The 26,211-nt window shown below is 52.7% G+C and carries 35 protein-coding genes, 1 tRNA gene and 2 rRNA genes; 6 read left to right on the top strand and 32 right to left on the bottom strand.

The genetic code is table 11. The features are described 5' to 3' along the window. Window positions 1-144: 144 nt before the first annotated feature. The 3 genes from FO014_RS11765 to FO014_RS11755 all read right to left on the bottom strand — a co-directional run bounded on the left by FO014_RS11765 (window position 145) and on the right by FO014_RS11755 (window position 4,978). Window positions 145-3,052: ribosomal RNA gene (locus FO014_RS11765) — 23S ribosomal RNA — on the bottom strand. A gap of 221 nt (window positions 3,053-3,273) precedes the next feature. Then, window positions 3,274-3,349 (bottom strand) — tRNA-Glu (locus FO014_RS11760). Between the two features lie 87 nt (window positions 3,350-3,436). Next, a 16S ribosomal RNA gene (locus FO014_RS11755) occupies window positions 3,437-4,978 on the bottom strand. The 16S and 23S rRNA genes sit together here with 1 tRNA gene alongside, the layout of an rRNA operon. A gap of 503 nt (window positions 4,979-5,481) precedes the next feature. On the opposite strand from FO014_RS11755, the gene FO014_RS11750 reads away from it, so the two are divergent. Further along, window positions 5,482-6,024, top strand: coding sequence for a gamma carbonic anhydrase family protein (locus FO014_RS11750; RefSeq protein WP_105232867.1), 543 nt, complete (start codon window positions 5,482-5,484; stop codon window positions 6,022-6,024). A 36-nt stretch (window positions 6,025-6,060) separates the two neighbouring features. On the opposite strand, the gene aroE is transcribed toward FO014_RS11750, so the two are convergent. The 5 genes from aroE to dprA all read right to left on the bottom strand — a co-directional run bounded on the left by aroE (window position 6,061) and on the right by dprA (window position 9,706). After that, a complete protein-coding gene (gene aroE, locus FO014_RS11745) occupies window positions 6,061-6,879 on the bottom strand; it encodes a shikimate dehydrogenase (RefSeq protein WP_160029649.1) in 819 nt (272 codons plus the stop codon). Between the two features lie 9 nt (window positions 6,880-6,888). Beyond that, window positions 6,889-7,446, bottom strand: a complete 558-nt coding sequence (gene tsaC, locus FO014_RS11740; RefSeq protein ID WP_160029648.1) for an L-threonylcarbamoyladenylate synthase type 1 TsaC — start codon at window positions 7,444-7,446, stop codon at window positions 6,889-6,891. A 7-nt stretch (window positions 7,447-7,453) separates the two neighbouring features. Further along, entirely contained in the window at window positions 7,454-7,999 is a 546-nt protein-coding gene (locus FO014_RS11735; RefSeq protein WP_160029647.1) for a DNA topoisomerase family protein, read from the bottom strand. A gap of 140 nt (window positions 8,000-8,139) precedes the next feature. Then, window positions 8,140-8,613 carry a DUF494 family protein Smg gene (gene smg / locus FO014_RS11730; protein WP_015962123.1) on the bottom strand — a complete coding sequence of 158 codons (474 nt, stop codon included), beginning with the start codon at window positions 8,611-8,613 and terminating at the stop codon, window positions 8,140-8,142. Then, a complete protein-coding gene (gene dprA, locus FO014_RS11725) occupies window positions 8,585-9,706 on the bottom strand; it encodes a DNA-protecting protein DprA (RefSeq protein ID WP_160029646.1) in 1,122 nt (373 codons plus the stop codon). Before dprA ends, smg begins: the two co-directional genes overlap by 29 nt. 133 nt (window positions 9,707-9,839) lie before the next feature. Here dprA and def point away from each other — a divergent pair, with 133 nt between their 5' ends. From def to mscL, 5 genes are all read left to right on the top strand, one after another. Continuing rightward, window positions 9,840-10,358: a peptide deformylase gene (def, locus tag FO014_RS11720; protein ID WP_160029645.1), complete on the top strand. Its 519-nt coding sequence runs from the start codon at window positions 9,840-9,842 to the stop codon at window positions 10,356-10,358. Window positions 10,359-10,375: 17 nt separating this feature from the next. Further along, on the top strand, window positions 10,376-11,320 hold the full coding sequence (gene fmt, locus FO014_RS11715) for a methionyl-tRNA formyltransferase (protein ID WP_160029644.1): 945 nt from the start codon (window positions 10,376-10,378) through the stop codon (window positions 11,318-11,320). A gap of 73 nt (window positions 11,321-11,393) precedes the next feature. Then, window positions 11,394-12,665 (top strand): 16S rRNA (cytosine(967)-C(5))-methyltransferase RsmB, encoded by a 1,272-nt coding sequence (gene rsmB, locus FO014_RS11710; RefSeq protein ID WP_160029643.1) that lies wholly within the window; start codon window positions 11,394-11,396, stop codon window positions 12,663-12,665. Between the two features lie 54 nt (window positions 12,666-12,719). Next, window positions 12,720-14,096 (top strand): Trk system potassium transporter TrkA, encoded by a 1,377-nt coding sequence (gene trkA, locus FO014_RS11705; RefSeq protein WP_160029642.1) that lies wholly within the window; start codon window positions 12,720-12,722, stop codon window positions 14,094-14,096. A 117-nt stretch (window positions 14,097-14,213) separates the two neighbouring features. After that, window positions 14,214-14,627, top strand: coding sequence for a large-conductance mechanosensitive channel protein MscL (gene mscL, locus FO014_RS11700; RefSeq protein ID WP_160029641.1), 414 nt, complete (start codon window positions 14,214-14,216; stop codon window positions 14,625-14,627). Window positions 14,628-14,681: 54 nt separating this feature from the next. Here mscL and FO014_RS11695 read toward each other — a convergent pair whose 3' ends face one another. From FO014_RS11695 to rpsC, 24 genes are all read right to left on the bottom strand, one after another. After that, entirely contained in the window at window positions 14,682-14,888 is a 207-nt protein-coding gene (locus tag FO014_RS11695; protein WP_160029640.1) for an alternative ribosome-rescue factor A, read from the bottom strand. 74 nt (window positions 14,889-14,962) lie between these two features. After that, on the bottom strand, window positions 14,963-15,403 hold the full coding sequence (zntR, locus tag FO014_RS11690; RefSeq protein ID WP_160029639.1) for a Zn(2+)-responsive transcriptional regulator: 441 nt from the start codon (window positions 15,401-15,403) through the stop codon (window positions 14,963-14,965). Next, window positions 15,403-15,777 carry a DnaJ family domain-containing protein gene (locus FO014_RS11685; protein ID WP_160029638.1) on the bottom strand — a complete coding sequence of 125 codons (375 nt, stop codon included), beginning with the start codon at window positions 15,775-15,777 and terminating at the stop codon, window positions 15,403-15,405. The genes zntR and FO014_RS11685 overlap by 1 nt, the downstream gene beginning before the upstream one ends. A 147-nt stretch (window positions 15,778-15,924) precedes the next feature. Further along, complete coding sequence (gene rplQ, locus FO014_RS11680) at window positions 15,925-16,314, bottom strand: 50S ribosomal protein L17 (RefSeq protein WP_004929726.1); 390 nt, start codon at window positions 16,312-16,314, stop codon at window positions 15,925-15,927. A 40-nt stretch (window positions 16,315-16,354) separates the two neighbouring features. Next, window positions 16,355-17,344, bottom strand: coding sequence for a DNA-directed RNA polymerase subunit alpha (locus FO014_RS11675; RefSeq protein WP_002919219.1), 990 nt, complete (start codon window positions 17,342-17,344; stop codon window positions 16,355-16,357). A gap of 25 nt (window positions 17,345-17,369) precedes the next feature. Beyond that, a complete protein-coding gene (gene rpsD, locus FO014_RS11670) occupies window positions 17,370-17,990 on the bottom strand; it encodes a 30S ribosomal protein S4 (protein ID WP_015962134.1) in 621 nt (206 codons plus the stop codon). A 30-nt stretch (window positions 17,991-18,020) separates the two neighbouring features. Then, window positions 18,021-18,410, bottom strand: coding sequence for a 30S ribosomal protein S11 (rpsK, locus tag FO014_RS11665; protein WP_004929731.1), 390 nt, complete (start codon window positions 18,408-18,410; stop codon window positions 18,021-18,023). Window positions 18,411-18,426: 16 nt separating this feature from the next. Next, window positions 18,427-18,783 (bottom strand): 30S ribosomal protein S13, encoded by a 357-nt coding sequence (gene rpsM, locus FO014_RS11660; RefSeq protein WP_105232880.1) that lies wholly within the window; start codon window positions 18,781-18,783, stop codon window positions 18,427-18,429. A 146-nt stretch (window positions 18,784-18,929) separates the two neighbouring features. Next, complete coding sequence (rpmJ, locus tag FO014_RS11655; RefSeq protein WP_002227352.1) at window positions 18,930-19,046, bottom strand: 50S ribosomal protein L36; 117 nt, start codon at window positions 19,044-19,046, stop codon at window positions 18,930-18,932. 34 nt (window positions 19,047-19,080) lie between these two features. Next, on the bottom strand, window positions 19,081-20,412 hold the full coding sequence (gene secY, locus FO014_RS11650; RefSeq protein ID WP_015962137.1) for a preprotein translocase subunit SecY: 1,332 nt from the start codon (window positions 20,410-20,412) through the stop codon (window positions 19,081-19,083). A gap of 8 nt (window positions 20,413-20,420) precedes the next feature. Continuing rightward, complete coding sequence (rplO, locus tag FO014_RS11645; protein WP_015962138.1) at window positions 20,421-20,855, bottom strand: 50S ribosomal protein L15; 435 nt, start codon at window positions 20,853-20,855, stop codon at window positions 20,421-20,423. Window positions 20,856-20,858: 3 nt separating this feature from the next. Beyond that, the gene (gene rpmD, locus FO014_RS11640) at window positions 20,859-21,038 is read right to left on the bottom strand and encodes a 50S ribosomal protein L30 (protein ID WP_105232881.1); all 180 of its coding nucleotides are present in this window, start codon (window positions 21,036-21,038) and stop codon (window positions 20,859-20,861) included. A gap of 6 nt (window positions 21,039-21,044) precedes the next feature. Further along, complete coding sequence (gene rpsE, locus FO014_RS11635) at window positions 21,045-21,545, bottom strand: 30S ribosomal protein S5 (RefSeq protein ID WP_015962139.1); 501 nt, start codon at window positions 21,543-21,545, stop codon at window positions 21,045-21,047. 14 nt (window positions 21,546-21,559) lie between these two features. Beyond that, window positions 21,560-21,913 carry a 50S ribosomal protein L18 gene (gene rplR, locus FO014_RS11630; protein ID WP_095846806.1) on the bottom strand — a complete coding sequence of 118 codons (354 nt, stop codon included), beginning with the start codon at window positions 21,911-21,913 and terminating at the stop codon, window positions 21,560-21,562. Window positions 21,914-21,922: 9 nt separating this feature from the next. Further along, a complete protein-coding gene (gene rplF, locus FO014_RS11625) occupies window positions 21,923-22,456 on the bottom strand; it encodes a 50S ribosomal protein L6 (RefSeq protein ID WP_160029637.1) in 534 nt (177 codons plus the stop codon). Between the two features lie 14 nt (window positions 22,457-22,470). Beyond that, window positions 22,471-22,863 (bottom strand): 30S ribosomal protein S8, encoded by a 393-nt coding sequence (rpsH, locus tag FO014_RS11620; RefSeq protein ID WP_004929753.1) that lies wholly within the window; start codon window positions 22,861-22,863, stop codon window positions 22,471-22,473. A 33-nt stretch (window positions 22,864-22,896) separates the two neighbouring features. After that, window positions 22,897-23,202 carry a 30S ribosomal protein S14 gene (rpsN, locus tag FO014_RS11615; protein WP_004956173.1) on the bottom strand — a complete coding sequence of 102 codons (306 nt, stop codon included), beginning with the start codon at window positions 23,200-23,202 and terminating at the stop codon, window positions 22,897-22,899. 14 nt (window positions 23,203-23,216) lie between these two features. Beyond that, window positions 23,217-23,756: a 50S ribosomal protein L5 gene (gene rplE / locus FO014_RS11610; RefSeq protein ID WP_105232883.1), complete on the bottom strand. Its 540-nt coding sequence runs from the start codon at window positions 23,754-23,756 to the stop codon at window positions 23,217-23,219. A 14-nt stretch (window positions 23,757-23,770) separates the two neighbouring features. After that, window positions 23,771-24,085: a 50S ribosomal protein L24 gene (rplX, locus tag FO014_RS11605; protein ID WP_015962142.1), complete on the bottom strand. Its 315-nt coding sequence runs from the start codon at window positions 24,083-24,085 to the stop codon at window positions 23,771-23,773. 10 nt (window positions 24,086-24,095) lie between these two features. Next, complete coding sequence (gene rplN, locus FO014_RS11600; RefSeq protein WP_000613954.1) at window positions 24,096-24,467, bottom strand: 50S ribosomal protein L14; 372 nt, start codon at window positions 24,465-24,467, stop codon at window positions 24,096-24,098. 170 nt (window positions 24,468-24,637) lie between these two features. Next, complete coding sequence (rpsQ, locus tag FO014_RS11595) at window positions 24,638-24,892, bottom strand: 30S ribosomal protein S17 (protein ID WP_015962143.1); 255 nt, start codon at window positions 24,890-24,892, stop codon at window positions 24,638-24,640. Then, entirely contained in the window at window positions 24,892-25,083 is a 192-nt protein-coding gene (gene rpmC / locus FO014_RS11590; RefSeq protein WP_015962144.1) for a 50S ribosomal protein L29, read from the bottom strand. Before rpmC ends, rpsQ begins: the two co-directional genes overlap by 1 nt. After that, the gene (gene rplP, locus FO014_RS11585) at window positions 25,083-25,493 is read right to left on the bottom strand and encodes a 50S ribosomal protein L16 (protein WP_002438716.1); all 411 of its coding nucleotides are present in this window, start codon (window positions 25,491-25,493) and stop codon (window positions 25,083-25,085) included. The genes rpmC and rplP overlap by 1 nt, the downstream gene beginning before the upstream one ends. A 12-nt stretch (window positions 25,494-25,505) precedes the next feature. Continuing rightward, window positions 25,506-26,204: a 30S ribosomal protein S3 gene (gene rpsC / locus FO014_RS11580; RefSeq protein ID WP_004956187.1), complete on the bottom strand. Its 699-nt coding sequence runs from the start codon at window positions 26,202-26,204 to the stop codon at window positions 25,506-25,508. Window positions 26,205-26,211: the final 7 nt, after the last annotated feature.

The following is a 26,211-nucleotide window of genomic DNA, read 5'->3' as shown; positions in this document are numbered from 1 at the left end:
GCTGCCAGTCAATCCAATCTCGGAACTTCGCTGAAAATTATTCGTATCATCCTGATACTCACCCCTTCGGGGCCAACGCTCCGCGTTGTTCAAAATCGTTCCCGACGATTTTGTCATCCGTCTCTAAAACACCTTCGGTGTTGTAAGGTTAAGCCTCACGGTTCATTAGTACTGGTTAGCTCAATGCATCGCTGCACTTACACACCCAGCCTATCAACGTCTTAGTCTTAAACGTTCCTTCAGGGACCTTAAAGGCCCAGGGAAGACTCATCTTGAGGCAAGTTTCGCGCTTAGATGCTTTCAGCGCTTATCTTTTCCGCACTTAGCTACCGGGCAATGCCATTGGCATGACAACCCGAACACCAGTGGTGCGTTCACTCCGGTCCTCTCGTACTAGGAGCAACCCCTCTCAATCTTCCAACGCCCACGGCAGATAGGGACCGAACTGTCTCACGACGTTCTAAACCCAGCTCGCGTACCACTTTAAATGGCGAACAGCCATACCCTTGGGACCTACTTCAGCCCCAGGATGTGATGAGCCGACATCGAGGTGCCAAACACCGCCGTCGATATGAACTCTTGGGCGGTATCAGCCTGTTATCCCCGGAGTACCTTTTATCCGTTGAGCGATGGCCCTTCCATTCAGAACCACCGGATCACTAAGACCTGCTTTCGCACCTGCTCGAGCCGTCACTCTCGCAGTCAAGCTAGCTTATGCCTTTGCACTAACCTCACGATGTCCGACCGTGATTAGCTAACCTTCGTGCTCCTCCGTTACTCTTTGGGAGGAGACCGCCCCAGTCAAACTACCCACCAGACACTGTCCTCACCCCCGATTAGGGGGCCGAGTTAGAACATCAAACATTAAAGGGTGGTATTTCAAGGTTGGCTCCATGCAGACTGGCGTCCACACTTCAAAGCCTCCCACCTATCCTACACATCAAGGCTCAATGTTCAGTGTCAAGCTATAGTAAAGGTTCACGGGGTCTTTCCGTCTTGCCGCGGGTACACTGCATCTTCACAGCGAGTTCAATTTCACTGAGTCTCGGGTGGAGACAGCCTGGCCATCATTACGCCATTCGTGCAGGTCGGAACTTACCCGACAAGGAATTTCGCTACCTTAGGACCGTTATAGTTACGGCCGCCGTTTACCGGGGCTTCGATCAAGAGCTTCTGGTTACCCATAACCCCATCAATTAACCTTCCGGCACCGGGCAGGCGTCACACCGTATACGTCCACTTTCGTGTTTGCACAGTGCTGTGTTTTTATTAAACAGTTGCAGCCAGCTGGTATCTGCGACTGGCTTCAGCTCCATCCGCAAGGGACTTCACCTACGCGCCAGCGTGCCTTCTCCCGAAGTTACGGCACCATTTTGCCTAGTTCCTTCACCCGAGTTCTCTCAAGCGCCTTGGTATTCTCTACCTGACCACCTGTGTCGGTTTGGGGTACGATTTCGTGTTACCTGGAGCTTAGAGGCTTTTCCTGGAAGCTTGGCATCAACTACTTCTGCACCGTAGTGCATCGTCATCACGCCTCAGGGTTAGCAAGCAACCGGATTTACCAGGTCACTCCCCCTACACGCTTAAACCGAGACAACCGTCGCTCGGCTAGCCTAGCCTTCTCCGTCCCCCCTTCGCAGTAACACCAAGTACAGGAATATTAACCTGTTTCCCATCGACTACGCTTTTCAGCCTCGCCTTAGGGGTCGACTCACCCTGCCCCGATTAACGTTGGACAGGAACCCTTGGTCTTCCGGCGTGCGGGTTTTTCACCCGCATTATCGTTACTTATGTCAGCATTCGCACTTCTGATACCTCCAGCATGCCTCGCAGCACACCTTCAACGGCTTACAGAACGCTCCCCTACCCAACAACGCATAAGCGTCGCTGCCGCAGCTTCGGTGCATGGTTTAGCCCCGTTACATCTTCCGCGCAGGCCGACTCGACCAGTGAGCTATTACGCTTTCTTTAAATGATGGCTGCTTCTAAGCCAACATCCTGGCTGTCTGTGCCTTCCCACATCGTTTCCCACTTAACCATGACTTTGGGACCTTAGCTGGCGGTCTGGGTTGTTTCCCTCTTCACGACGGACGTTAGCACCCGCCGTGTGTCTCCCGTGATAACATTCTTCGGTATTCGGAGTTTGCATCGGTTTGGTAAGCCGGGATGGCCCCCTAGCCGAAACAGTGCTCTACCCCCGAAGATGAGTTCACGAGGCGCTACCTAAATAGCTTTCGGGGAGAACCAGCTATCTCCCGGTTTGATTGGCCTTTCACCCCCAGCCACAAGTCATCCGCTAATTTTTCAACATTAGTCGGTTCGGTCCTCCAGTTAGTGTTACCCAACCTTCAACCTGCCCATGGCTAGATCACCGGGTTTCGGGTCTATACCTTGCAACTAGACGCCCAGTTAAGACTCGGTTTCCCTACGGCTCCCCTATTCGGTTAACCTTGCTACAAAATATAAGTCGCTGACCCATTATACAAAAGGTACGCAGTCACACCACGAAGGTGCTCCCACTGCTTGTACGTACACGGTTTCAGGTTCTATTTCACTCCCCTCGCCGGGGTTCTTTTCGCCTTTCCCTCACGGTACTGGTTCACTATCGGTCAGTCAGGAGTATTTAGCCTTGGAGGATGGTCCCCCCATATTCAGACAGGATAACACGTGTCCCGCCCTACTCATCGAACTCACGACCTGTGCATCTTCGTGTACGGGACTATCACCCTTTACTGTGCGACTTTCCAGACGCTTCCACTGACACACAAGCCGATTCAGGTTCTGGGCTCTTCCCCGTTCGCTCGCCGCTACTGGGGGAATCTCGGTTGATTTCTTTTCCTCGGGGTACTTAGATGTTTCAGTTCCCCCGGTTCGCCTCGTTAAGCTATGTATTCACTTAACGATAGTGTGTCGAAACACACTGGGTTTCCCCATTCGGGTATCGTCGGTTATAACGGTTCATATCACCTTACCGACGCTTTTCGCAGATTAGCACGCCCTTCATCGCCTCTGACTGCCTAGGCATCCACCGTGTACGCTTAGTCACTTAACCTCACAACCCGAAGGTGTCTTTCGACATCGTCGCATTGCTACATTTGAGAGACTCTATGACAGGTTACTCCTCATCCCGAACTTCTACGGGGGACAAGTTTCAGCTGCCATGTTTCAATTTTCAGCTTGTTCCAGATTGTTAAAGAGCAAATATCTCAAACATGACTCGCAAGTCAGTTTTGAGATATCGTTTGATACCGTCTTTCACCCGATATCAGCAAATGGCGTCCCCTAGGGGATTCGAACCCCTGTTACCGCCGTGAAAGGGCGGTGTCCTAGGCCTCTAGACGAAGGGGACACGGTATATGTCGGCTTCGCAGACGCTTTGCTCGTTCTTTTCATCAGACAATCTGTGTGGACACTGCACAGTCAGGATATCTTTAGGTAAGGAGGTGATCCAACCGCAGGTTCCCCTACGGTTACCTTGTTACGACTTCACCCCAGTCATGAATCACAAAGTGGTAAGCGCCCTCCCGAAGGTTAAGCTACCTACTTCTTTTGCAACCCACTCCCATGGTGTGACGGGCGGTGTGTACAAGGCCCGGGAACGTATTCACCGTAGCATTCTGATCTACGATTACTAGCGATTCCGACTTCATGGAGTCGAGTTGCAGACTCCAATCCGGACTACGACGTACTTTATGAGGTCCGCTTGCCTTCGCAGGTTCGCTTCTCTTTGTATACGCCATTGTAGCACGTGTGTAGCCCTACTCGTAAGGGCCATGATGACTTGACGTCATCCCCACCTTCCTCCAGTTTATCACTGGCAGTCTCCTTTGAGTTCCCGGCCGAACCGCTGGCAACAAAGGATAAGGGTTGCGCTCGTTGCGGGACTTAACCCAACATTTCACAACACGAGCTGACGACAGCCATGCAGCACCTGTCTCAGAGTTCCCGAAGGCACCAAAGCATCTCTGCTAAGTTCTCTGGATGTCAAGAGTAGGTAAGGTTCTTCGCGTTGCATCGAATTAAACCACATGCTCCACCGCTTGTGCGGGCCCCCGTCAATTCATTTGAGTTTTAACCTTGCGGCCGTACTCCCCAGGCGGTCGATTTAACGCGTTAGCTCCGGAAGCCACGCCTCAAGGGCACAGCCTCCAAATCGACATCGTTTACGGCGTGGACTACCAGGGTATCTAATCCTGTTTGCTCCCCACGCTTTCGCACCTGAGCGTCAGTCTTCGTCCAGGGGGCCGCCTTCGCCACCGGTATTCCTCCAGATCTCTACGCATTTCACCGCTACACCTGGAATTCTACCCCCCTCTACGAGACTCTAGTCTGCCAGTTTCAAATGCAGTTCCCAAGTTAAGCTCGGGGATTTCACATCTGACTTAACAAACCGCCTGCGTGCGCTTTACGCCCAGTAATTCCGATTAACGCTTGCACCCTCCGTATTACCGCGGCTGCTGGCACGGAGTTAGCCGGTGCTTCTTCTGCGAGTAACGTCAATGTAATGCCGTATTAAGACACTACCCTTCCTCCTCGCTGAAAGTGCTTTACAACCCGAAGGCCTTCTTCACACACGCGGCATGGCTGCATCAGGCTTGCGCCCATTGTGCAATATTCCCCACTGCTGCCTCCCGTAGGAGTCTGGACCGTGTCTCAGTTCCAGTGTGGCTGGTCATCCTCTCAGACCAGCTAGGGATCGTCGCCTAGGTGAGCCATTACCCCACCTACTAGCTAATCCCATCTGGGCACATCCGATGGTGTGAGGCCCGAAGGTCCCCCACTTTGGTCCGAAGACGTTATGCGGTATTAGCCACCGTTTCCAGTGGTTATCCCCCTCCATCGGGCAGTTTCCCAGACATTACTCACCCGTCCGCCGCTCGCCGGCAAAGTAGCAAGCTACTTCCCGCTGCCGCTCGACTTGCATGTGTTAGGCCTGCCGCCAGCGTTCAATCTGAGCCATGATCAAACTCTTCAATTAAAAGCTTGATTCGCTAAGTTAATAGCTGTTGCTCAAAGATTTACTGCATGAATTTTACTTCAGTTAGTCACTCTTCAAGACTTGATATTTTTTTGCATCCGAAGATGCTGGATATCGTCTTGTGAGTGCCCACACAGATTGTCTGATAAATTGTTAAAGAGCAGTGAGTTACGCGCTTTCGCTTGCTAACTCGAGGTGGCGTATATTACGCTTTCCTCTTTCAGAGTCAACCCGTTTTTTCAGGATTTTTTCTCTTTCGTCTCGGCCGCTGTGTGAAGTGAATCACTTGCGCCGTGTCGATGGAGGCGCATTATAGGGATCCGAGTTTTTTGCACAACCCCTTTTTTGATCTTTTCTTATCGCTTGCGCACTTTTCCGCCCTTTCGTGTGGATCTTATGCGATCGGGGCCGTTTTTAGCAGGATCGCCGCGTGGGATTGGTTGTAATTCCATCGCCAGCGTCTAGTATTGCCGGTAAATATGATCCCGGCGTGAGGCTTTACCATGTCTGAAGCAGTTCGTTCTTATCTTCATTACACTCCGCAAATCGGTCAACGCGTGATGATCGATCCTTCCAGCGTGGTGATCGGCAATGTTGAACTGGCCGATGATGTCAGTATCTGGCCGCTGGTCGCCATTCGCGGCGATGTGAATGCGGTGAAGATTGGCGCCCGCAGCAATATACAAGATGGCAGCGTACTGCACGTCACCCATAAATCCGCTCATAACCCCGAAGGCTACCCGCTACTGATCGGCGAAGACGTTACCGTCGGACATAAGGCGATGTTGCATGGCTGTGCCATCGGCAACCGCGTTTTAGTCGGGATGGGTTCGATCCTGCTGGATGGCGCCATTATAGAAGATGACGTGATGATCGGCGCCGGCAGTTTGGTGGCACCTGGCAAGCGTTTAGCCAGCGGCTACTTATATATGGGCAGCCCGGCTCGCCAGGTACGCCCATTGACGCCCGCTGAATTAGAAGGGTTGCGTTACTCGTCAAATAACTACGTTGACTGGAAAAACGACTATCTGTCGGAAGATATTTGAAATAACCCCCGCTCTCTAACGGGAACGGGGGCTGGATTACAGGGCAGCTTCCTGGCGAAGCTGCTGCAGCACCGGCTCAATCTCCGGCATCACACCATGCCATAGCAAAAACGCATGGGCCGCCTGACCCACCAGCATGCCTAAACCATCGGCATATCGCGTGACGCCTTGTTGGCTTGTCCAGTCGAGGAAAGGCGTCAGACCGCGTTGATAAAACATGTCATAGCAACGGGTTTGCGCTCCAAGCACCTTCACCGGCAGAGCCGGCACTTCACCACCCAGACCGGAAGCCGTTGCATTGATCACCAGCTCATACTCGGCCCGATCGCATTGATCCAACGACAACGCCGCGATCTCGCCCAAATGCCGGAACGCCTGCGCCAGTTCTTGCGCCCGGCTGAACGTACGGTTGGTAATCACCACCGAGCAGCCAAAAGACAGGAGTGGCAGAATCGCCCCACGCGCAGCGCCGCCGGCGCCCACCAGCAAAATGCGATCGCCGGGCTTGATCAAGCGCTGGCGCTCCAGATCGCTCAGCAGGCCAATGCCGTCGGTGTTGTCGCCCAGCAGCTGACCACCCGACTGAATCTTAAGCGTATTAACCGCCCCGGCCATCTGCGCGCGTTCCGTCAATTCATTGGCCAGCCGGTAAGCCTGCTCTTTAAAAGGAACGGTAACGTTCGCACCTCTGCCGCCTGCATCGATAAATGTCTGCAGACTATCCGCAAAACCATCCGACGGCGCTAAAACGGTACCGTAGGGATGCTCTATGCCGGTTTGTTCCGCAAACAGGGCATGAATACGTGGTGACTTGCTGTGTGCGATGGGATTACCAAAAACCGCAAACGGCTCCATTGCTTCCCCTTAGCCCTGCCGGATCTGTTCACCGGTCAACGCATCTCTGATTTCCGACGGATTCTGACGTCCGCCCACGTTGCCCGGCAGCACCGGGAACCCTTCACCAAACTGCTGCACAACCTCTGCCGCCTGACGGCACGGCGGCTGACCACTGAGATTGGCGCTGGTTGATACCAGCGGCTTGCCAAACTCGCGACATAGCTGCTGCACCAGCGGATGGTCGCTGACGCGCACCGCCAGTGAGTCGAAACGCCCGGTAAGCAGACGCGGCGTAGTCGGTTTGGCCGGGATAACCCACGTTACCGGGCCTGGCCAGCAGGCAAACATCGTCTCGCGTTGCGATGGCGTAAGCCGGCTGTCGTCGATATAAGGCAACAGCTGCTGGTAATCGGCGGCAATCAGGATCAGTCCCTTTTCCCACGGGCGCTGTTTTAAGTCCAACAGCTTATGCAGCGCCTGTTCGCTATCGGGATCGCAGCCTAAGCCAAACACGGCCTCGGTCGGATAGGCGATGACCTGTTGATTGTTCAGTGCATTAATAATGGCGGTGAATTCTGAGCTCATAGTGTTGTTATTCTGTGATTGCGACAGGCTTCCCACACAGTTTGCTGGCGCAGCAAAGGAGCGGGCCTTTTGCCGTACGTTTTTCCATCAGCAGCGGGTAATGACAGTAGGCGCATTCCCCGGCGACAGGCTTGTTGTTAAGGGCAAACTGGCATTCTGGATAGCGATCGCAAGAGTGAAAAACTTTGCCATAGCGTGATTTACGCTGCAGCAATTTGCCCTGCCCGCATTGTGGACAGGTAATAGAGGTTTCGTCCGGTTTATCGATCACCTCGGTGTGATCGCATTCAGGATAGTGGCTACAGCCAATAAACATGCCGTAGCGCCCCTGCCGTAATACCAGTGTCGCCTGACATTTTGGACAGTGTTGTCCCTCCAGCACCTTGACGATATGTCCATCAGCCTGTGCCTTCAGCGGACGAATATACTGGCAGTCTGGGTATTGAGAACAACCGAGGAAAGGACCGTGGCGACCGCTGCGGATCACCAGTTCGGCCCCGCATTCCGGACAGGGTTCATTTTGCCTGGCGGCAAAAATCGCTGCTTTTGTCATAACTTCTTTTATGCCCTAAATAATTCACGTTGCAGGAAGACGGCCGCAGGCAACCCCCCGGTCATATACGGAGCGTATAGACCGGAGGAAGCCGATAAGCCTGCAGCTTGAAGTATAACGGGCATACGCGTGGTACCGGCTCAGTGCAGATAACCTTCGTTGACTTCAAACAGCAGTTCTTCCATCTGCTGGTAGGCGCTTTCATATCCGGGGATATTAAACAGCACCATCAGCACGACCCATTTCAGATCTTCGAGATCGAATTCCGTATTATCCAAAGCCATAACACGGTCGATAACCATTTCTCGGGTTTCGAGGTTCAATACCTGAATCTGTTCAAGGAAAAGGAGAAAACCACGGCAACCGGCGTCAAGACGCATACTTTCTTCTTCCGTGTAGAACCGCATGGCGAGCGGATCGGCACTCATAAAGTACGGCGCATTTTCACCCTCTTGCAGATCTGCAAGTTTTTCAAGCCAATTCAAAGCGTTGTAGATATCCTCACGATGAAATCCCGCCTCAGCGAGATCGTTCGTCAGTTTATCCTGGTCGACGCGCATCTCTGGTTCATTGTGGATATAAGTTTCAAATAAGTACATGAGTACGTCGAACATGGCTTGCCCTCCTTATTCGGACATAGCCGCCGGGTACAGCTGCGATCCATCCTGCTAACTCCAGTTCGAGTAATTGCATTACCACCTCTGGCACAGGTTGGCCGGCACGTTCAGCGACGACGTCAACAGGTGTCACCTCATCTCCTACGTTAGCCAACACATCAGCAAATGGCAATTCAACTTCGACGTCTGATGCAGAAATAGTTGTTTTTTCATCCATAGGCAGCCAGTTCAGCCCGCTTCCCAACAATTGTGCAATCTCCTGTGGCTGTGTCACCAAGTGGGCGCCTTGCTGGATCAGCCAGTGTGGGCCAGCGCTCATCGGGTTGCCTAATGCGCCGGGCAAGGCAAAAACATCACGCCCTTGATCCAACGCCAGGCGTGCGGTAATCAACGAACCGCTGCGTACCGCCGCTTCTACCACCAAGACCCCTAGGCTCAGGCCGCTGATGATGCGGTTCCGGCGAGGAAAATGCGCAGGCAGAGGCATTGCCGTCACCAGGTATTCAGAGATCAGCGCCCCGCCCTGCGCCACGATCTGCGCAGCCAGTTGCCGGTGACGGCTCGGGTAGACGTTCGCCAACCCGCAGCCCAGCACTGCCAGCGTTGTTCCCTGCGCGGCCAACGCGCCACGATGACAGATACCATCCACGCCCAGGGCCAGCCCGCTGGTCACGGCATAGCCCTGCTGAACCAAGCCCACGGCGAATTCATGTCCCCAGCGAGCGCCGTAATGGCTGGCGCTCCGGCTGCCGACCATGGCGATCTGTGGCTGTTGCAACGCTTCAAGACAACCTTCAACCAGCAGCAGAAACGGCGCATCGGCCAAGGTATGTAAATGCGGGGGATAATGCGGCGAACTGTAGGTCAGCATATAGCGGCCCGGCGACTCCAGCCAGGTCAGCGTCGCCGCCAGCGCCGCCGAATCGGCCTGATTGAACTGCCGACGCTGCCTGGCGCTCAATCCCAAGGAGCGCAAATGGTGCGACGGCTCACCACCGACGTCAATCAACTGCTGCTGCAGTTCGCTGGCCAACGATGCCTCCATCCCGCTGACCCAAGATAATCTCAACCCTATTTCTTCAGGCGTCATCGCGCATTCCCTCGCTATTCCTGGCGGTATCGCCAATCCGTGCAATTGGTAGACGATGCTGTCAATCGGAGCTGGAAATGTCTAGAATAGAAGCTATACCCCCTTTATTACTCGGATACAGATCTAAAGATATATGTCAGTCTTGCAGGTATTACATTTCCCAGACGAGCGGCTGCGCAAAGTTGCGGCCCCGGTAAAAGAAGTCAATGCAGATATCCAGCGCATCGTGGATGATATGTTTGAAACCATGTACGCAGAGGAAGGCATTGGTCTGGCTGCGACTCAGGTGGACATCCATCAACGTATTATCGTCATTGACGTTTCCGAAACCCGCGATCAGCGCATGGTGCTGATCAACCCGGAGCTGTTGGAAAAGAGCGGTGAAACCGGTATCGAAGAAGGTTGTCTGTCCATCCCTGAGCAACGCGCTCTGGTGCCGCGTGCCGAGAAGGTAAAAATCCGCGCGTTGGATTACGATGGCAAAGCATTCGAACTGGAAGCCGACGATCTGCTGGCCATCTGCATTCAGCACGAGATGGACCACCTGATCGGCAAACTGTTTGTCGATTATCTGTCGCCGCTGAAGCGTCAGCGTATTCGCCAGAAAGTGGAAAAACTGGATAAGCTGGCCAAACAGCAAGCGCGCGCCTAACCAAGCAGGGAAACATCGTGTCTGATTCTTTACGGATTATCTTTGCCGGCACACCAGACTTCGCAGCGCGTCACCTTGACGCGCTGTTGTCTTCTGGGCATCAGGTCGTCGGCGTCTTCACCCAACCCGATCGACCGGCCGGCCGGGGCAACAAGCTGACGCCAAGCCCGGTGAAAGTGCTGGCGCAGCAGCATCAGCTGCCCGTGTTTCAGCCCAAATCACTGCGTCCGGAAGAGAACCAGCATCTGGTCGCCGATCTTAATGCAGACGTGATGGTCGTGGTGGCTTATGGCCTGATCCTGCCAAAGGCGGTGCTGGATATGCCGCGCCTTGGCTGTATCAACGTACATGGCTCACTGCTGCCGCGCTGGCGCGGCGCCGCTCCAATTCAACGTGCGCTGTGGGCCGGCGATCGGGAAACCGGCGTGACCATCATGCAGATGGATGTCGGTCTGGATACCGGCGATATGATGCACAAAATTGCCTGTCCGATAGAAGCAACGGATACCAGCGCCAGCCTGTATGACAAATTGGCCGAGCTTGGCCCGCAAGGGCTGCTGACCACGCTGCAGCAGCTGGCGGACGGTACAGCACAACGCGAAGTTCAGGACGAAGCGCTGGTGACCTATGCCGAGAAACTGAGCAAGGAAGAAGCGCGTCTGGACTGGCGCCTTTCCGCCGTGCAGCTGGAACGCTGCGTACGCGCCTTCAACCCGTGGCCGATCAGCTATTTCACCGTTGATGAACAGCCGGTGAAAGTGTGGCAAGCCCAGGCACTGGCTGGTAACAGCGATGCGGAACCCGGTACTATCCTGCAGGCGGACAAGCACGGTATTCAGGTCGCCACCGCCGAAGGTATTTTATGCCTGACGCAGCTGCAGCCTGCGGGCAAGAAACCGATGTCGGCTAAAGATTTGTTAAATTCACGCCGCGAATGGTTTGCGCCAGGTAACCGCCTGTAAACCACCTTCACAGCCCGGCAGACAACGCCGGGCCGTTTATTTTCCTCAAGCCGATGTCATCCAGCTTTAGCCTATGAAAAATAACTACAACCTCCGCAGCATCGCTGCTCAAACCATCGGCCAGGTGTTGGATCAGGGGCAATCGCTCAGCACCCTGCTGCCGGCACTGAATAACAAAATTTCCGATAAGGACCGCGCCCTGCTGCAGGAACTGTGCTTCGGCACGCTGCGCGTGCTGCCGCAGCTTGAATGGTGTATCCAACAGCTGATGGCAAAACCGATGGTAGGCAAGCAGCGTACGTTGCACTATCTGCTGATGGTCGGCATGTACCAATTGCTGTATACCCGCATCCCGGCCCATGCCGCCCTGGCGGAAACGGTTAATGGCGCAGTCGCGCTAAAGCGCCCGCAGCTTAAAGGATTGGTCAACGGCGTACTGCGTCAGTTCCAGCGCCAACAGGAAGCGTTGATGCAACGCGCGGCGAATCATGACAGCCGCTACCTGCACCCAAGCTGGCTGCTGAAGCGTGTCCAACAGGCTTATCCCGCACAGTGGCAACAGATCGTCGACGCCAATAATCAAAAGCCGCCCATGTGGCTGCGGGTTAACCGCCGCCATCACAGCCGTGATGACTATCTGCACCTGCTGGCGCAGGCCGGCATTGAGGCCGTCGCGCACGCGGAATACCCTGACGCAGTGCGCTTACTCACGCCGTGCGCGGTAAACAACTTACCGGGATTCGCCGACGGCTGGGCCACGGTGCAGGATGCATCCGCACAAGGCTGCGTCGATCTGCTGGATCCGCAAGATGGCGAGCAGATCCTCGATCTGTGTGCTGCTCCCGGCGGCAAAACCACCCATATCCTCGAAGCGGCTCCACAGGCGCATGTTATGGCCGTGGATATTGATGAGCAACGTCTGAGCCGGGTAAAAGAAAACCTGCAACGTTTGCATTGTCACGCCGAGGTGAAACAGGGTGATGGCCGTACGCCACAGCAGTGGTGCGGCGACAAACAGTTTGACCGCATTCTGCTGGACGCGCCTTGTTCCGCCACCGGCGTGATTCGTCGTCATCCGGATATCAAATGGCTGCGCCGCGATAGCGACATTGCCGAACTGGCCGGCCTGCAGGCGGAAATTCTCGATGCCATCTGGCCACACCTTAAAGCGGGCGGCGTAATGGTTTATGCCACCTGTTCGATTTTACCGCAAGAGAATAGCCAACAGTTGCAGGCCTTCCTGCAGCGCCATAGCGACGCCCGGCTGGCCGGCACCGAACGGCAAAACCTTCCTCACCCTGAAGATGGCGATGGCTTCTTTTACGCTAAGCTGATTAAAATGTAACTCTCCGGGCGTAGCATTACGCCCTCAGCCTTGCTGTGTGAAGCAGAGAACACGATGAAAATAATTATTCTTGGCGCAGGCCAGGTTGGCGGGACACTGGCGGAAAACCTGGTCGGTGAAAATAACGATATCACCGTGGTGGATACCGATACGAACCGCCTGCGCCAGCTGCAGGACAAATTCGATCTGCGCGTCGTGCAGGGACACGGTTCCTACCCGCGCGTGCTACGTGAAGCCGGCGCGGAAGATGCCGACATGCTGGTTGCCGTCACCAATTCGGATGAAACCAATATGGTGGCCTGCCAGATCGCCTATTCGCTGTTTAATACGCCGAACCGCATCGCCCGTATCCGCGCTTCGGAATATATCCGTGAGTCGGAGAAGCTCTTCCTGCCGGAAGCGGTACCGATCGATCATTTGATCTCGCCGGAACAGCTGGTTATCGATTATATCTACAAGCTGATTGAGTACCCCGGAGCGCTGCAGGTGGTCAATTTTGCCGAGGGCAAGGTCAGCATTGCTGCGGTAAAAGCCTATTACGGTGGCCCGTTGGTGGGCAATGCGCTGTCCTCCATGCGCGAGCATATGCCGCATATCGATACGCGCGTCGCCGCTATTTTTCGTCAGGACCGCCCTATCCGTCCGCAAGGTTCGACAATTATCGAAGCCGGTGACGAGGTGTTCTTCGTCGCAGCATCGCAGCATATTCGCGCGGTAATGAGTGAGCTACAGCGGCTGGAGAAACCTTACAAACGCATTATGATCGTCGGCGGCGGCAACGTCGGCGCGGGCCTGGCAGCCAAGTTGGAAAAGGATTACAACGTCAAGCTGATCGAACGTAACCAACAGCGGGCGTCAGAACTGGCGGAGCAACTGCACGACACCATTGTCTTTTATGGCGATGCGTCCGATCAGGAGCTGCTGGCGGAAGAGCATGTCGATCAGGTCGACGTATTTATCGCCATTACCAACGACGACGAAGCAAATATCATGTCCGCCATGTTGGCCAAGCGTCTGGGCGCCAAAAAAGTCATGGTGCTGATACAGCGTCGTGCCTATGTCGACCTGGTACAGGGCAGCGTGATCGATATTGCCATTTCACCGCAGCAGGCGACCATTTCCGCCTTGCTGGGCCACGTGCGTAAAGCGGATATCGTCAGCGTTTCCTCGCTGCGCCGCGGCGTTGCGGAGGCGATTGAAGCCATTGCGCACGGCGACGAAAGCACCTCCAAGGTGGTCGGCCGCAGCGTAGAAGAGATTAAACTGCCGCCGGGAACCACCATTGGCGCCATCGTACGTGGCGATGATGTCATTATCGCCAGCGGTAATAGTAAAATTGAACAGGGTGATCACGTCATTATGTTCATCACCGATAAGAAATTTGTACCGGACGTCGAGCGTTTATTCCAGCCGAGTCCATTCTTCCTGTAGGCTTTTTTAAGCCGTTTAAGAAACGTAAGAGACAAGATACAAACTTTTCTCTGCGATTTGTGGCAAAGGGAAGTTGCTTTGTTAAACTTGAGTTATTAATTTTGCGAGGGGTGTTCTATGAGTATGTTGAAAGAGTTCCGCGAGTTTGCCATGCGTGGCAATGTTGTTGACCTAGCTGTTGGTGTCATTATTGGTGCGGCGTTTGGTAAGATCGTATCGTCATTCGTTGCCGATATCATCATGCCGCCGTTGGGTTTACTGATCGGCGGTGTCGATTTCAAACAGTTCCACTTAGTATTACGTGAAGCGCAGGGTGAAATCCCGGCGGTCATCATGAACTACGGTAACTTTATTCAAACGATCTTTGACTTTGTAATTGTTGCCTTCGCTATCTTCCTGGCAATTAAGTTGATGAACAAAGCGCGTCGTAAGCAGGAAGAAAAACCAGCGGCTCCGCCGGCGCCAAGCGCAGAAGAGAAGCTGCTGACGGAAATACGCGATCTGTTAGCCAAAGATCAGCCAAAAGCCTAAGCTCACGTCTGTTATAGATCAAAAAGCCCTCGCTGATGAGGGCTTTTTTACGTCTTAAAACCAGAAGGCCAGTGGTAAATAATCGTTTGATTGCTTACCACTGGTCTCCCAGTTTGCCCCTTTGCCATGTTTTTCTTTACGCCGGTAGCTGCCTTTCCCTTTGCTGTTCTTCTCCACCCGCAGGCGGAATAAAGGATCGTGTAATAACGCTTCAATGGCGTTGTCTTGTATCTTGCCTTTCGTGTGACGGTATTTCGTCATGGTATTTCTCCTGATATGACTATGGATATAAATCGGGCAGATAATAGCGCCGAATCTGGAAAAATAACAGACGCTCAGCAGTGATGCTCTGGTTTTTTATCGCTGCCGTCGCTGGCACCCTGCTCTAATGCCTCAAGAATCGAACAGTAGGTGCTGGTATGCGCACTGCCGCAGCAGGCCTCGCTCAAACGCCGTAAAGATTCGCGCATGCGCGTCAGCTCCAGCAGCTTTTGTTCCACTTCCTGCAAACGCGCATCAACAATGGACTTTGATTCCTGGCAGGTGTGATGTTCTGGGTCGACGCGGATCGACAACAGTTCGGCAATGGTTTCCAGGGTAAAGCCCAGCTGCTTGGCATAGCGAATAAAGCGCAGGCGCTGTAAGTCCTGCTCGCTATACAGGCGGTAGCCCCCTTCGGTCCGCACATTGTGCTCCATCATGCCCTGCTTTTCATAATAACGCACGGTATCCGGCGTTACCCCCGCGAGCTTGGCGAGCTGGCCAATTTTGAACATTAGCATTCCTCCGGCCTGAATTTGCCATTAATCATCTGATGGTATTCGCCATACAGGAAATCGGTACTCATTCCGGCCTGCTGTAAACGATATTCCAACAGCGCCATGCGTTTACTCAATGCAACGTAGTCAGGGTGTTCGCTGTTAATTTCCTGCAGCAAGGCGGCGATGGTCAACGCTTCTTTGCGGATTTCCAATTCCGGCGGCAGGTAGCCCGCATTCTTCAACAGACGAAATCCGGAGCGCAGTTCTGCCGGTACCGCGCTGTCATCATCAAGCTCCAGCGGTTTACCCTGGCCCGATAAGTTCTCAAACTCACCGCTATCTTGCGCGTCACGAATATGCCGTTCAGCCCACTCATCGAGTAACCACATTGTATGATTCCTCAGCATGCAATCTCTGCCGCTAGCATAGCGGATAGGGCGGGGGATCTTAAAGCGTATAGACTGGGGGAAAGCACAATTGGCTGCAGATAGACGTAAAAAAACCGGGCAAGCCCGGTTTTTTTACGCTTCTACAGATTACTCTGCAGTTGCTACTTCTGCTTGAGACTCAGCACGATCAACCAGCTCGATGTATGCCATCGGCGCGTTGTCGCCTGCGCGGAAGCCACACTTCAGAATGCGAGTGTAACCACCGGCACGGCTCGCGAAACGCGGGCCCAGCTCGTTAAACAGTTTTGCCACGATCTCGTTATCACGAGTACGGGCGAATGCCAGACGACGATTAGCTACGCTGTCGGTCTTGGCAAGAGTAATCAGCGGCTCAACAACGCGACGCAGCTCTTTCGCTTTTGGCAGGGTCGTCTTGATGATCTCATGACGAACCAAAGAGCCGGCCATGTTACGGAACATAGCCTGGCGGTGGCTGCTGTTACGGTTCAGTTGACGACCACTCTTACGATGGCGCATGACCTTATCCTTCTCAGTAAAACCTTAACCTGTGATCCGGTTACTCGTCAGCAATGCTTGCCGGCGGCCAGTTTTCCAGGCGCATGCCCAGAGACAGACCACGTGAGGCCAGCACGTCTTTAATCTCGGTAAGAGATTTTTTACCCAGGTTCGGCGTTTTCAGCAACTCAACCTCGGTACGCTGTACCAGATCACCGATGTAGTGGATAGCTTCTGCCTTGAGGCAGTTAGCAGAGCGGACAGTCAATTCCAGATCGTCAACAGGGCGCAGCAAGATCGGATCGAACTCTGGTTTCTCTTCTTTCACTTCCGGCTGACGTACATCACGTAAGTCAACGAAAGCTTCCAGTTGTTCAGCCAGAATGGTTGCCGCACGGCGGATCGCCTCTTCAGGATCGATCGTGCCATTGGTTTCCATTTCGATGACCAGCTTATCCAAGTCAGTACGCTGTTCTACACGCGCAGCTTCAACATTGTAGGCAATACGCTCTACAGGGCTGTAGCAGGCGTCGACCAACAGACGACCGATTGGGCGCTCATCTTCTTCCGAATGAATTCGGGCAGAAGCCGGCACATAACCACGACCGCGCTGAACTTTGATACGCATGCTGATAGCCGCGTTCTCATCGGTCAGGTGGCAGATAACGTGCTGCGGCTTGACGATTTCGACATCACCATCATGGGTAATGTCGGCAGCGGTCACAGGGCCAATGCCAGATTTATTCAGGGTAAGAATAACTTCATCTTTGCCTTGAACTCTCACCGCCAGCCCTTTCAGGTTGAGCAGGATCTCCAGGATGTCTTCCTGTACGCCTTCTTTGGTGCTGTACTCATGCAGTACACCATCAATCTCAACCTCGGTCACCGCGCAACCCGGCATAGATGAAAGCAGAATACGGCGCAGTGCGTTGCCAAGAGTATGGCCAAAGCCACGCTCTAAAGGCTCAAGGGTCACCTTGGCGTGCGTCGAACTGACTTGCTCGATATCTACCAGGCGCGGTTTTAGAAACTCTGTCACAGAACCCTGCATTGTGTCCTCTCTTTGGTACTAAGCTTTACTTGGAGTAAAGCTCGACGATCAGGTGTTCGTTAATGTCCGCAGACAGATCGGTACGTTCAGGCATACGCTTGAACACGCCTTCCATCTTGGCAGCATCAACTTCCAGCCAAGTCGGCTTTTCACGCTGCTCAGCCAGCTCCAAAGCGGCCTTAACACGAGACTGCTTTTTCGCTTTCTCGCGGATGCTGACTACGTCATTCGGAGATACCTGATAAGAAGCGATGTTAACAACGCGACCATTTACCATGATAGCTTTGTGGCTAACCAGCTGACGTGCTTCTGCACGCGTGGCGCCGAAGCCCATGCGGTAAACGACGTTGTCCAGACGACCTTCCAGCAGTTGCAACAGGTTTTCACCGGTGTTGCCTTTCAGACGTGCTGCTTCTTTGTAATAGTTGCGGAATTGACGCTCCAGAACACCGTAGATACGGCGAACTTTCTGCTTCTCACGCAACTGCACACCGTAATCAGACAGACGCGGTTTACGCGCACCGTGCTGACCAGGCGGTTGTTCAATTTTGCATTTTGAATCGATCGCGCGAACGCCAGACTTAAGGAACAGGTCTGTGCCCTCACGACGGCTCAGCTTGAGCTTAGGACCCAAATATCTTGCCATTTTCTTTCTCCAACAAACCTAAAAGCTGCGTTATACGCGGCGCTTTTTCGGCGGACGACAACCGTTATGAGGGATCGGAGTCACATCAGTAATGTTAGTGATGCGGAAACCAGCCGCGTTCAGAGCGCGGATAGTAGACTCACGACCAGGACCAGGTCCTTTAACCATAACTTCCAGGTTCTTGATACCGTATTCTTTTACTGCGTCTGCACAACGTTCAGCGGCAACCTGTGCTGCGAACGGAGTGGACTTACGAGAACCACGGAAACCGGAACCACCGGCAGTTGCCCAACCCAAAGCATTACCCTGACGATCAGTAATGGTAACGATGGTGTTGTTGAAAGAAGCATGGATATGAGCCACGCCGTCAGAGACTTGCTTTCTTACACGCTTACGTGTACGAACAGGTGCCTTTGCCATTATTCAATCACCCCGATTATTTCTTGATCGGTTTACGCGGACCCTTACGGGTACGTGCGTTGGTCTTAGTACGCTGACCGCGAACTGGCAGACCACGACGATGGCGCAAACCACGATATGTACCAAGATCCATCAGACGCTTGATGCTCAGGGTAACTTCACGGCGCAGATCACCTTCAACAGTGTATTTGGCGACAGCTTCACGCAGCTGTTCAATCTGCTCTTCAGACAGCTCACTGATCTTAACATTTTCAGCAATACCAGTCGCAGCACAGATAGCCTGTGAGCGGGTTTTGCCGATACCGAAGATCGACGTTAAGGCGATTACGGTATGTTTATGATCAGGAATGTTAATGCCTGCTATACGGGCCACTATGCACTCCTACTTATTTTTACGGCAACACCATTCTGAAAAGCCCGTTTTCAGGATACTCAAATAATGTTGCAGTTACATACAAAAGATTGGCTGGCTAATCTAGCCAGCTCAACCCAACTTTGCAAGAAAAATATGCGAGATAATCAGCCTTGACGCTGTTTATGCTTCGGCTCGGCGCTGCAAATCACACGAACGACACCGTTACGCTTAACGATTTTGCAGTTACGACATAATTTCTTGACGGAAGCACGAACTTTCATTTTTACTCTCCGTAACTTCTCAAACAAAACCCGACTAGCGGTTATAGCCTTTCAGGTTTGCTTTCTTCAATGCAGACTCGTACTGACTTGACATCATCAGAGTTTGCACTTGAGCCATAAAGTCCATGATGACGACAACCACGATCAGTAGCGAGGTACCACCAAAGTAGAATGGTACTTTCATTGCATCACGCATGAACTCCGGGATCAGGCAGATGAAAGTAATGTACATCGCGCCCACCAGGGTTAAACGCGTCATTACTTTATCGATGTACTTCGCCGTTTGCTCTCCCGGACGAATTCCTGGTACGAAGGCACCGGACTTCTTCAGGTTATCTGCTGTTTCACGCGGGTTGAAAACCAACGCCGTGTAGAAGAAACAGAAGAAGATGATTGCAGACGCATAGAGTAACACATAAAGCGGCTGTCCAGGCTGCAAATACATCGAAATTGTTGTCAGCCAGTTCCAACCGGTACCACCCCCGAACCAGGATGCAATCGTGGCCGGGAACAGGATAATGCTGGAAGCGAAGATCGCCGGGATAACACCCGCCATGTTCACTTTCAACGGTAAGTGTGTACTCTGTGCTGCATAAACGCGACGACCCTGTTGACGCTTCGCATAGTTAACGACGATACGACGTTGACCACGCTCCATGAAGACGACAAAGAAGGTCACTGCAAACACCAATACTGCAACCAGCAGCAACAGGAGGAAGTGCAGGTCGCCTTGCCGGGCTTGCTCGATAGTATGACCAATTGCCGGCGGTAAGCCCGCTACAATACCCGCGAAGATAATGATCGAGATACCGTTGCCGATACCGCGTTCAGTAATCTGCTCACCCAGCCACATCAGGAACATTGTCCCGGTCACCAGGCTCACAACCGCAGTAAAGTAGAACGCAAAGCCTGGATTAATCACCAGGCCTTGCATACCAGGCATATTCGGTAAACCGGTAGCAATACCGATCGACTGGAATATGGCCAATACCAGCGTGCCGTAGCGGGTATACTGGCTAATCTTGCGACGGCCAGCCTCCCCTTCTTTCTTTATTTCTGCCAACGCCGGATGAACCACCGTCAACAGCTGGATAATGATCGACGCCGAAATATACGGCATGATCCCCAGCGCAAAGATAGAAGCACGGCTGAGGGCACCACCAGAGAACATGTTAAACATTTCAATGATAGTGCCTCTCTGCTGTTCGAGCAATTTGGCAAGCACAGTGGCATCGATACCAGGAATCGGAATGAAAGAGCCGATACGGAAGACAATCAGCGCGCCGATAACAAACAAAAGTCTGCGCTTCAGCTCGCCGAGCCCACCTTTAGCACTTTGAAAATCTAATCCTGGTTGCTTAGCCATCAGCTCACTTATTCCTCAATTTTACCGCCAGCAGCCTCGATAGCAGCACGAGCGCCTTTGGTGACACGCAGACCACGCAGGGTAACCGGACGAGCGATTTCGCCAGAAAGCATAACTTTCACGAATTCGATCTGGGTACCAACAACGTTAGCGGCTTTCAGCGTGTTCAGGTCGATGACATCGCCTTCAATCAGAGCCAGTTCAGACAGACGTACTTCTGCCGTGATCATCGCTTTGCGTGAAGTGAAGCCGAATTTCGGCAAACGACGGTACAGAGGCATCTGACCACCTTCGAAACCACGACGTACGCCACCGCCAGAACGAGACTTCTGACCTTTGTGACCACGGCCGCCGGTTTTACCCAGGCCAGAACCAATACCACGACCTACACGCTTCGGCGCATGCTTGGCACCTTCAGCCGGAGACAGAGTATTTAAACGCATCTGTTACTCCTCAACTTTAACCATGTAGGAAACCAGGTTGATCATACCGCGTACAGCAGGAGTATCCTCGCGCTCTACGGTGTGACCAATACGACGCAGACCCAAGCCCAGCAGAGTAGCTTTATGCTTCGGCAGACGGCCAATGGCGCTGCGAATTTGTGTAACTTTAATAGTCTTAGCCATGGTCAATTACCCCAGAATGTCTGCAACGGATTTACCACGCTTGGCAGCGACCATTTCAGGAGACTTCATATTTGCCAGAGCATCAATAGTTGCACGAACCACGTTGATCGGGTTGGTGGAACCATAAGCTTTAGCCAATACGTTGTGTACCCCTGCGACTTCCAGAACGGCGCGCATTGCACCACCGGCGATGATACCGGTACCTTCTGAAGCCGGCTGCATGAACACACGAGAACCCGTGTGAACACCTTTAACAGGGTGCTGCAGGGTGCCGCTGTTCAGCGCGACATTCATCATGTTGCGACGGGCTTTTTCCATCGCTTTCTGGATCGCTGCCGGAACTTCGCGTGCTTTGCCGTAGCCAAAACCAACGCGACCGTTACCATCACCAACGACAGTCAGTGCGGTAAAGCTGAAAATACGGCCACCTTTTACGGTTTTAGATACGCGGTTTACCGCGATCAGCTTTTCCTGCAGTTCGCCAGCTTGTTTTTCGATGTGAGCCATCTTAAACCTCTTCCTTAGAACTGAAGGCCAGCTTCACGGGCAGCATCTGCCAGTGCCTGGACTCGACCATGATATTGGAAACCGGAACGGTCAAAGGAAACATCTTTGATGCCTTTTTCCAACGCGCGCTCAGCGATAGCTTTACCTACTGCTGCTGCTGCGTCTTTGTTACCGGAATACTTCAGTTGCTCAGTGATAGCTTTTTCTACAGTAGAAGCGGCTACCAGAACTTCAGAACCATTTGAAGCAATTACCTGTGCGTAAATGTGACGCGGGGTACGATGTACCACCAGGCGAGTTGCACCCAGTTCTTTGAGCTTGCGGCGTGCGCGGGTCGCACGACGGATACGAGCAGATTTCTTATCCATAGTGTTACCTTACTTCTTCTTAGCCTCTTTGGTACGCACGACTTCGTCGGCGTAACGGACACCCTTGCCTTTGTAAGGCTCAGGACGACGGTAGGCACGCAGCTCTGCAGCAACCTGGCCAATTACCTGCTTATCAGCGCCTTTCAGCACGATTTCAGTTTGGCTTGGGCATTCAGCAGTGATACCTGCTGGCAGCTGATGGTCAACCGGATGTGAGAAACCTAATGACAGGTTAATAACATTGCCTTTAACCGCTGCGCGATAACCAACACCTACCAGTTGAAGCTTCTTGCTGAAGCCTTCGGTAACACCGATAACCATTGCGTTCAGCAGAGCGCGCGTGGTGCCCGCCTGGGCCCAAGCGTTCGCAAAACCTTCGCGCGGGGCGAAAGTCAGTGCGTTTTCTTCTTGCTTAACGATAACGGCATCGTGGACTGTACGAGTCAGCTCGCCGTTTTTACCCTTAATCGAAATAACCTGACCGTTGAGTTTTACCTCTACGCCGGCAGGAATGACGACGGGTGCTTTTGCAACACGAGACATTCTTTCCTCCCGAATTAAGCTACGTAGCAGATAATCTCGCCACCCAGACCAGCCTGGCGAGCTGCACGATCGGTCATAACACCTTTAGAGGTAGAAACGACAGCGATACCCAAACCGGCCATAACTTTTGGCAGCTCATCTTTTTTCTTATAGATGCGCAGACCTGGACGGCTGATACGCTGAATGCTTTCTACCACAGCTTTGCCCTGGAAGTACTTCAGTACCAGTTCCAGAACAGGCTTGGCGTCGCCTTCGATTTTGAAATCTTCAATAAAACCTTCTTCCTTCAGCACGTTGGCAATTGCCACTTTCAGCTTGGAGGAAGGCATGGTGACCGCAACTTTGTTCGCGGCTTGACCGTTACGGATACGGGTCAGCATATCCGCGATCGGATCTTGCATGCTCATCTGTCTTTACTCCCGTGATTCAATTGGTGACAATTACCAGCTAGCCTTTTTCAAGCCTGGTACTTCACCGCGCATGGCGGCTTCACGCAGCTTAATACGGCTCAACCCGAATTTGCCCACATAACCATGTGGACGGCCAGTTTGGCGGCAGCGGTTACGCTGACGAGACGGGCTGGAATCACGCGGCAGAGTTTGCAGCTTGAGAACAGCGTTCCAACGATCTTCATCGGACGCGTTCACATCAGAGATGATAGCTTTCAGTTCAGCGCGTTTAGCAAAGAACTTGTCAGCTAATTTCACGCGCTTTACTTCGCGTGCTTTCATTGATTGCTTAGCCATAAGTCAACCCTGCCTTACTTGCGGAACGGGAAGTTAAAAGCAGCCAACAGTGCGCGGCCTTCATCATCAGAGTTCGCAGTCGTGGTGATGGTAATATCCAGACCACGTACGCGATCGACTTTATCGTAGTCGATCTCTGGGAAGATGATTTGCTCACGCACACCCATGCTGTAGTTGCCACGGCCATCGAATGACTTGGCGGACAGGCCACGGAAGTCACGGATACGTGGAACAGCAATGGAAATCAGACGCTCAAAGAACTCCCACATGCGTTCGCCACGCAGAGTTACTTTGCAGCCGATTGGATAGCCCTGACGGATTTTGAAGCCTGCAACAGATTTGCGAGCTTTGGTGATCAACGGCTTTTGGCCGGAGATTGCTGTCAGGTCAGCTGCTGCGTTGTCCAGCAGTTTCTTGTCAGCGATCGCTTCACCAACACCCATGTTCAGGGTGATCTTCTCGACCCGAGGGACTTGCATGACAGAATTGTAGTTAAACTGAGACATCAGTTGTTTAACTACCTCGTCTTTGTAGTAATCATGCAGTTTCGCCATCGTATTACTCCAAATTACTTGATAGTTTCGCTGTTAGACTTGAAGAAACGGACTTTTTTGCCGTCTTCGAATCTAAAGCCTACACGGTCAGCCTTACCGGTTGCCGCGTTGAAGATAGCAACGTTAGAAACCTGAATTGCAGCTTCTTTTTCAACGATGCCGCCTGGTTGGTTCAGAGCCGGAACCGGCTTCTGGTGTTTCTTAACCAGGTTGATACCTTCAACAATGACCTTACCAGCAGACAGGACATTTTTTACTTTACCGCGTTTACCTTTGTCTTTCCCGGTAAGCACGATAACTTCGTCATCACGACGGATTTTCGCTGCCATGGTTCGCTCCTTAGAGTACTTCTGGTGCCAGAGAGATAATTTTCATGAACTTCTCATTACGCAGTTCACGAGTTACCGGCCCAAAAATACGCGTACCGATAGGTTGCTCGCTGTTATTGTTCAAAATAACGCATGCATTTCCATCGAAGCGAATGACAGAACCGTCCGGGCGACGTACACCCTTCTTGGTGCGCACCACTACCGCCTTCAGCACATCGCCTTTCTTCACCTTACCACGTGGAATTGCTTCCTTGATGGTAATCTTGATGATATCGCCGACGCCTGCGTAGCGACGGTGCGAGCCACCTAGAACCTTGATACACATTACGCGACGAGCACCGGAGTTATCGGCGACGTTCAGCATAGTCTGTTCTTGGATCATTTTAGTGCTCCGCTAATGTCAACTACTACTTTAAAGACCTAAGAAATTTAGGTCGTTGAAAAGCCCCATAACTGAGGGCGCAGCATTATAACACCGCTTCCTTAGGATGGGTAGAAAAAATAAACGGCTCATTTTCTGAGCCGTTTATCAAGTGAGAGCCAGCTACTCTATTACAGAATCGCTTTCTCTACAACGCGAACCAACGTCCAGGACTTAGTCTTAGACAGTGGGCGGCATTCGCGGATTTCTACCACGTCGCCGGCGCCACATTCGTTGTTCTCGTCATGTACGTGCAATTTAGTCGTACGCTTGATGAATTTCCCGTAGATTGGGTGCTTCACGAAACGTTCGATAGCAACAACAATGGATTTCTCCATTTTATCGCTAACAACACGACCCTGCAGAGTACGGATTTTATCGGTCATTACGCACCCGCCTTCTCAGTCAGTAAAGTCTTAACGCGTGCGACATCACGACGCACTTGTTTCAACAGGTGAGTTTGTTGCAGCTGGCCACTCGCCGCTTGCATGCGCAAGTTAAATTGCTCACGCAGCAGGTTGAGCAGCTCAGTGTTCAGCTCTTCAACGCTTTTTTCACGCAGCTCTTGTGCTTTCATTACATCACCGTCTTGGTTACAAAGGTGGTTTTGATCGGCAGTTTCGCTGCTGCCAGCTTGAATGCCTCACGGGCCAGCTCTTCAGGCACACCGTCCATTTCGTACAGGACTTTACCAGGTTGGATCAGAGCAACCCAGTACTCCACGTTACCCTTACCTTTACCCATACGGACTTCCAGCGGCTTCTCGGTTATTGGTTTGTCCGGGAATACACGGATCCAAATTTTACCTTGACGCTTAACTGCACGAGTCATTGCACGACGAGCTGCTTCGATTTGACGAGCAGTCAGACGGCCACGGCCAACAGCTTTCAGACCGAAAGTGCCGAAGCTAACATCCGTACCTTGCGCCAGACCACGGTTGCGGCCCTTGTGCACCTTACGGAATTTTGTACGCTTTGGTTGTAACATCAGCGACTCTCCTTACTTGCGGCCTTTACGCTGCTGCTTTTTAGGTTGAGCAGCCGGTTCCGGTTGTTCAACTGCAGCCATACCACCCAGGATCTCACCTTTGAAGATCCATACCTTAACGCCAATTACACCGTAAGTGGTGTGCGCTTCGGACGTGTTGTAGTCGATGTCCGCACGCAGAGTGTGCAATGGAACACGACCTTCGCGGTACCATTCGGTACGTGCGATTTCAGCACCGCCAAGACGGCCGCTTACTTCAACTTTGATGCCTTTAGCGCCCAGACGCATTGCGTTCTGTACAGCACGCTTCATAGCACGACGGAACATTACGCGACGTTCCAGCTGTGAAGTGATGCTGTCAGCAACCAATTTAGCGTCCAGTTCCGGTTTACGGACTTCGGCGATGTTGATCTGTGCAGGAACGCCAGCGATGTCCGCTACGACCTTGCGCAGTTTTTCTACGTCTTCACCTTTCTTACCGATAACGATACCCGGGCGAGCAGTGTGAATGGTTACACGAATGCTTTTAGCCGGACGCTCGATAACGATACGAGATACGGACGCTTTAGCCAGTTCCTTAGTCAGGAATTGGCGAACTTTAAAGTCGCTGTCCAGGTTGTCAGCGAATTCTTTGGTATTCGCATACCAGGTAGAGTTCCAAGGTTTGACAATACCCAGGCGAATACCATTAGGATGTACTTTCTGACCCATTGCTAGT

This window comes from Serratia rhizosphaerae (assembly GCF_009817885.1).
Taxonomy (GTDB): Bacteria; Pseudomonadota; Gammaproteobacteria; order Enterobacterales; family Enterobacteriaceae; genus Serratia_B; species Serratia_B rhizosphaerae.
This window is presented reverse-complemented; position numbering and strand designations above follow the sequence as displayed.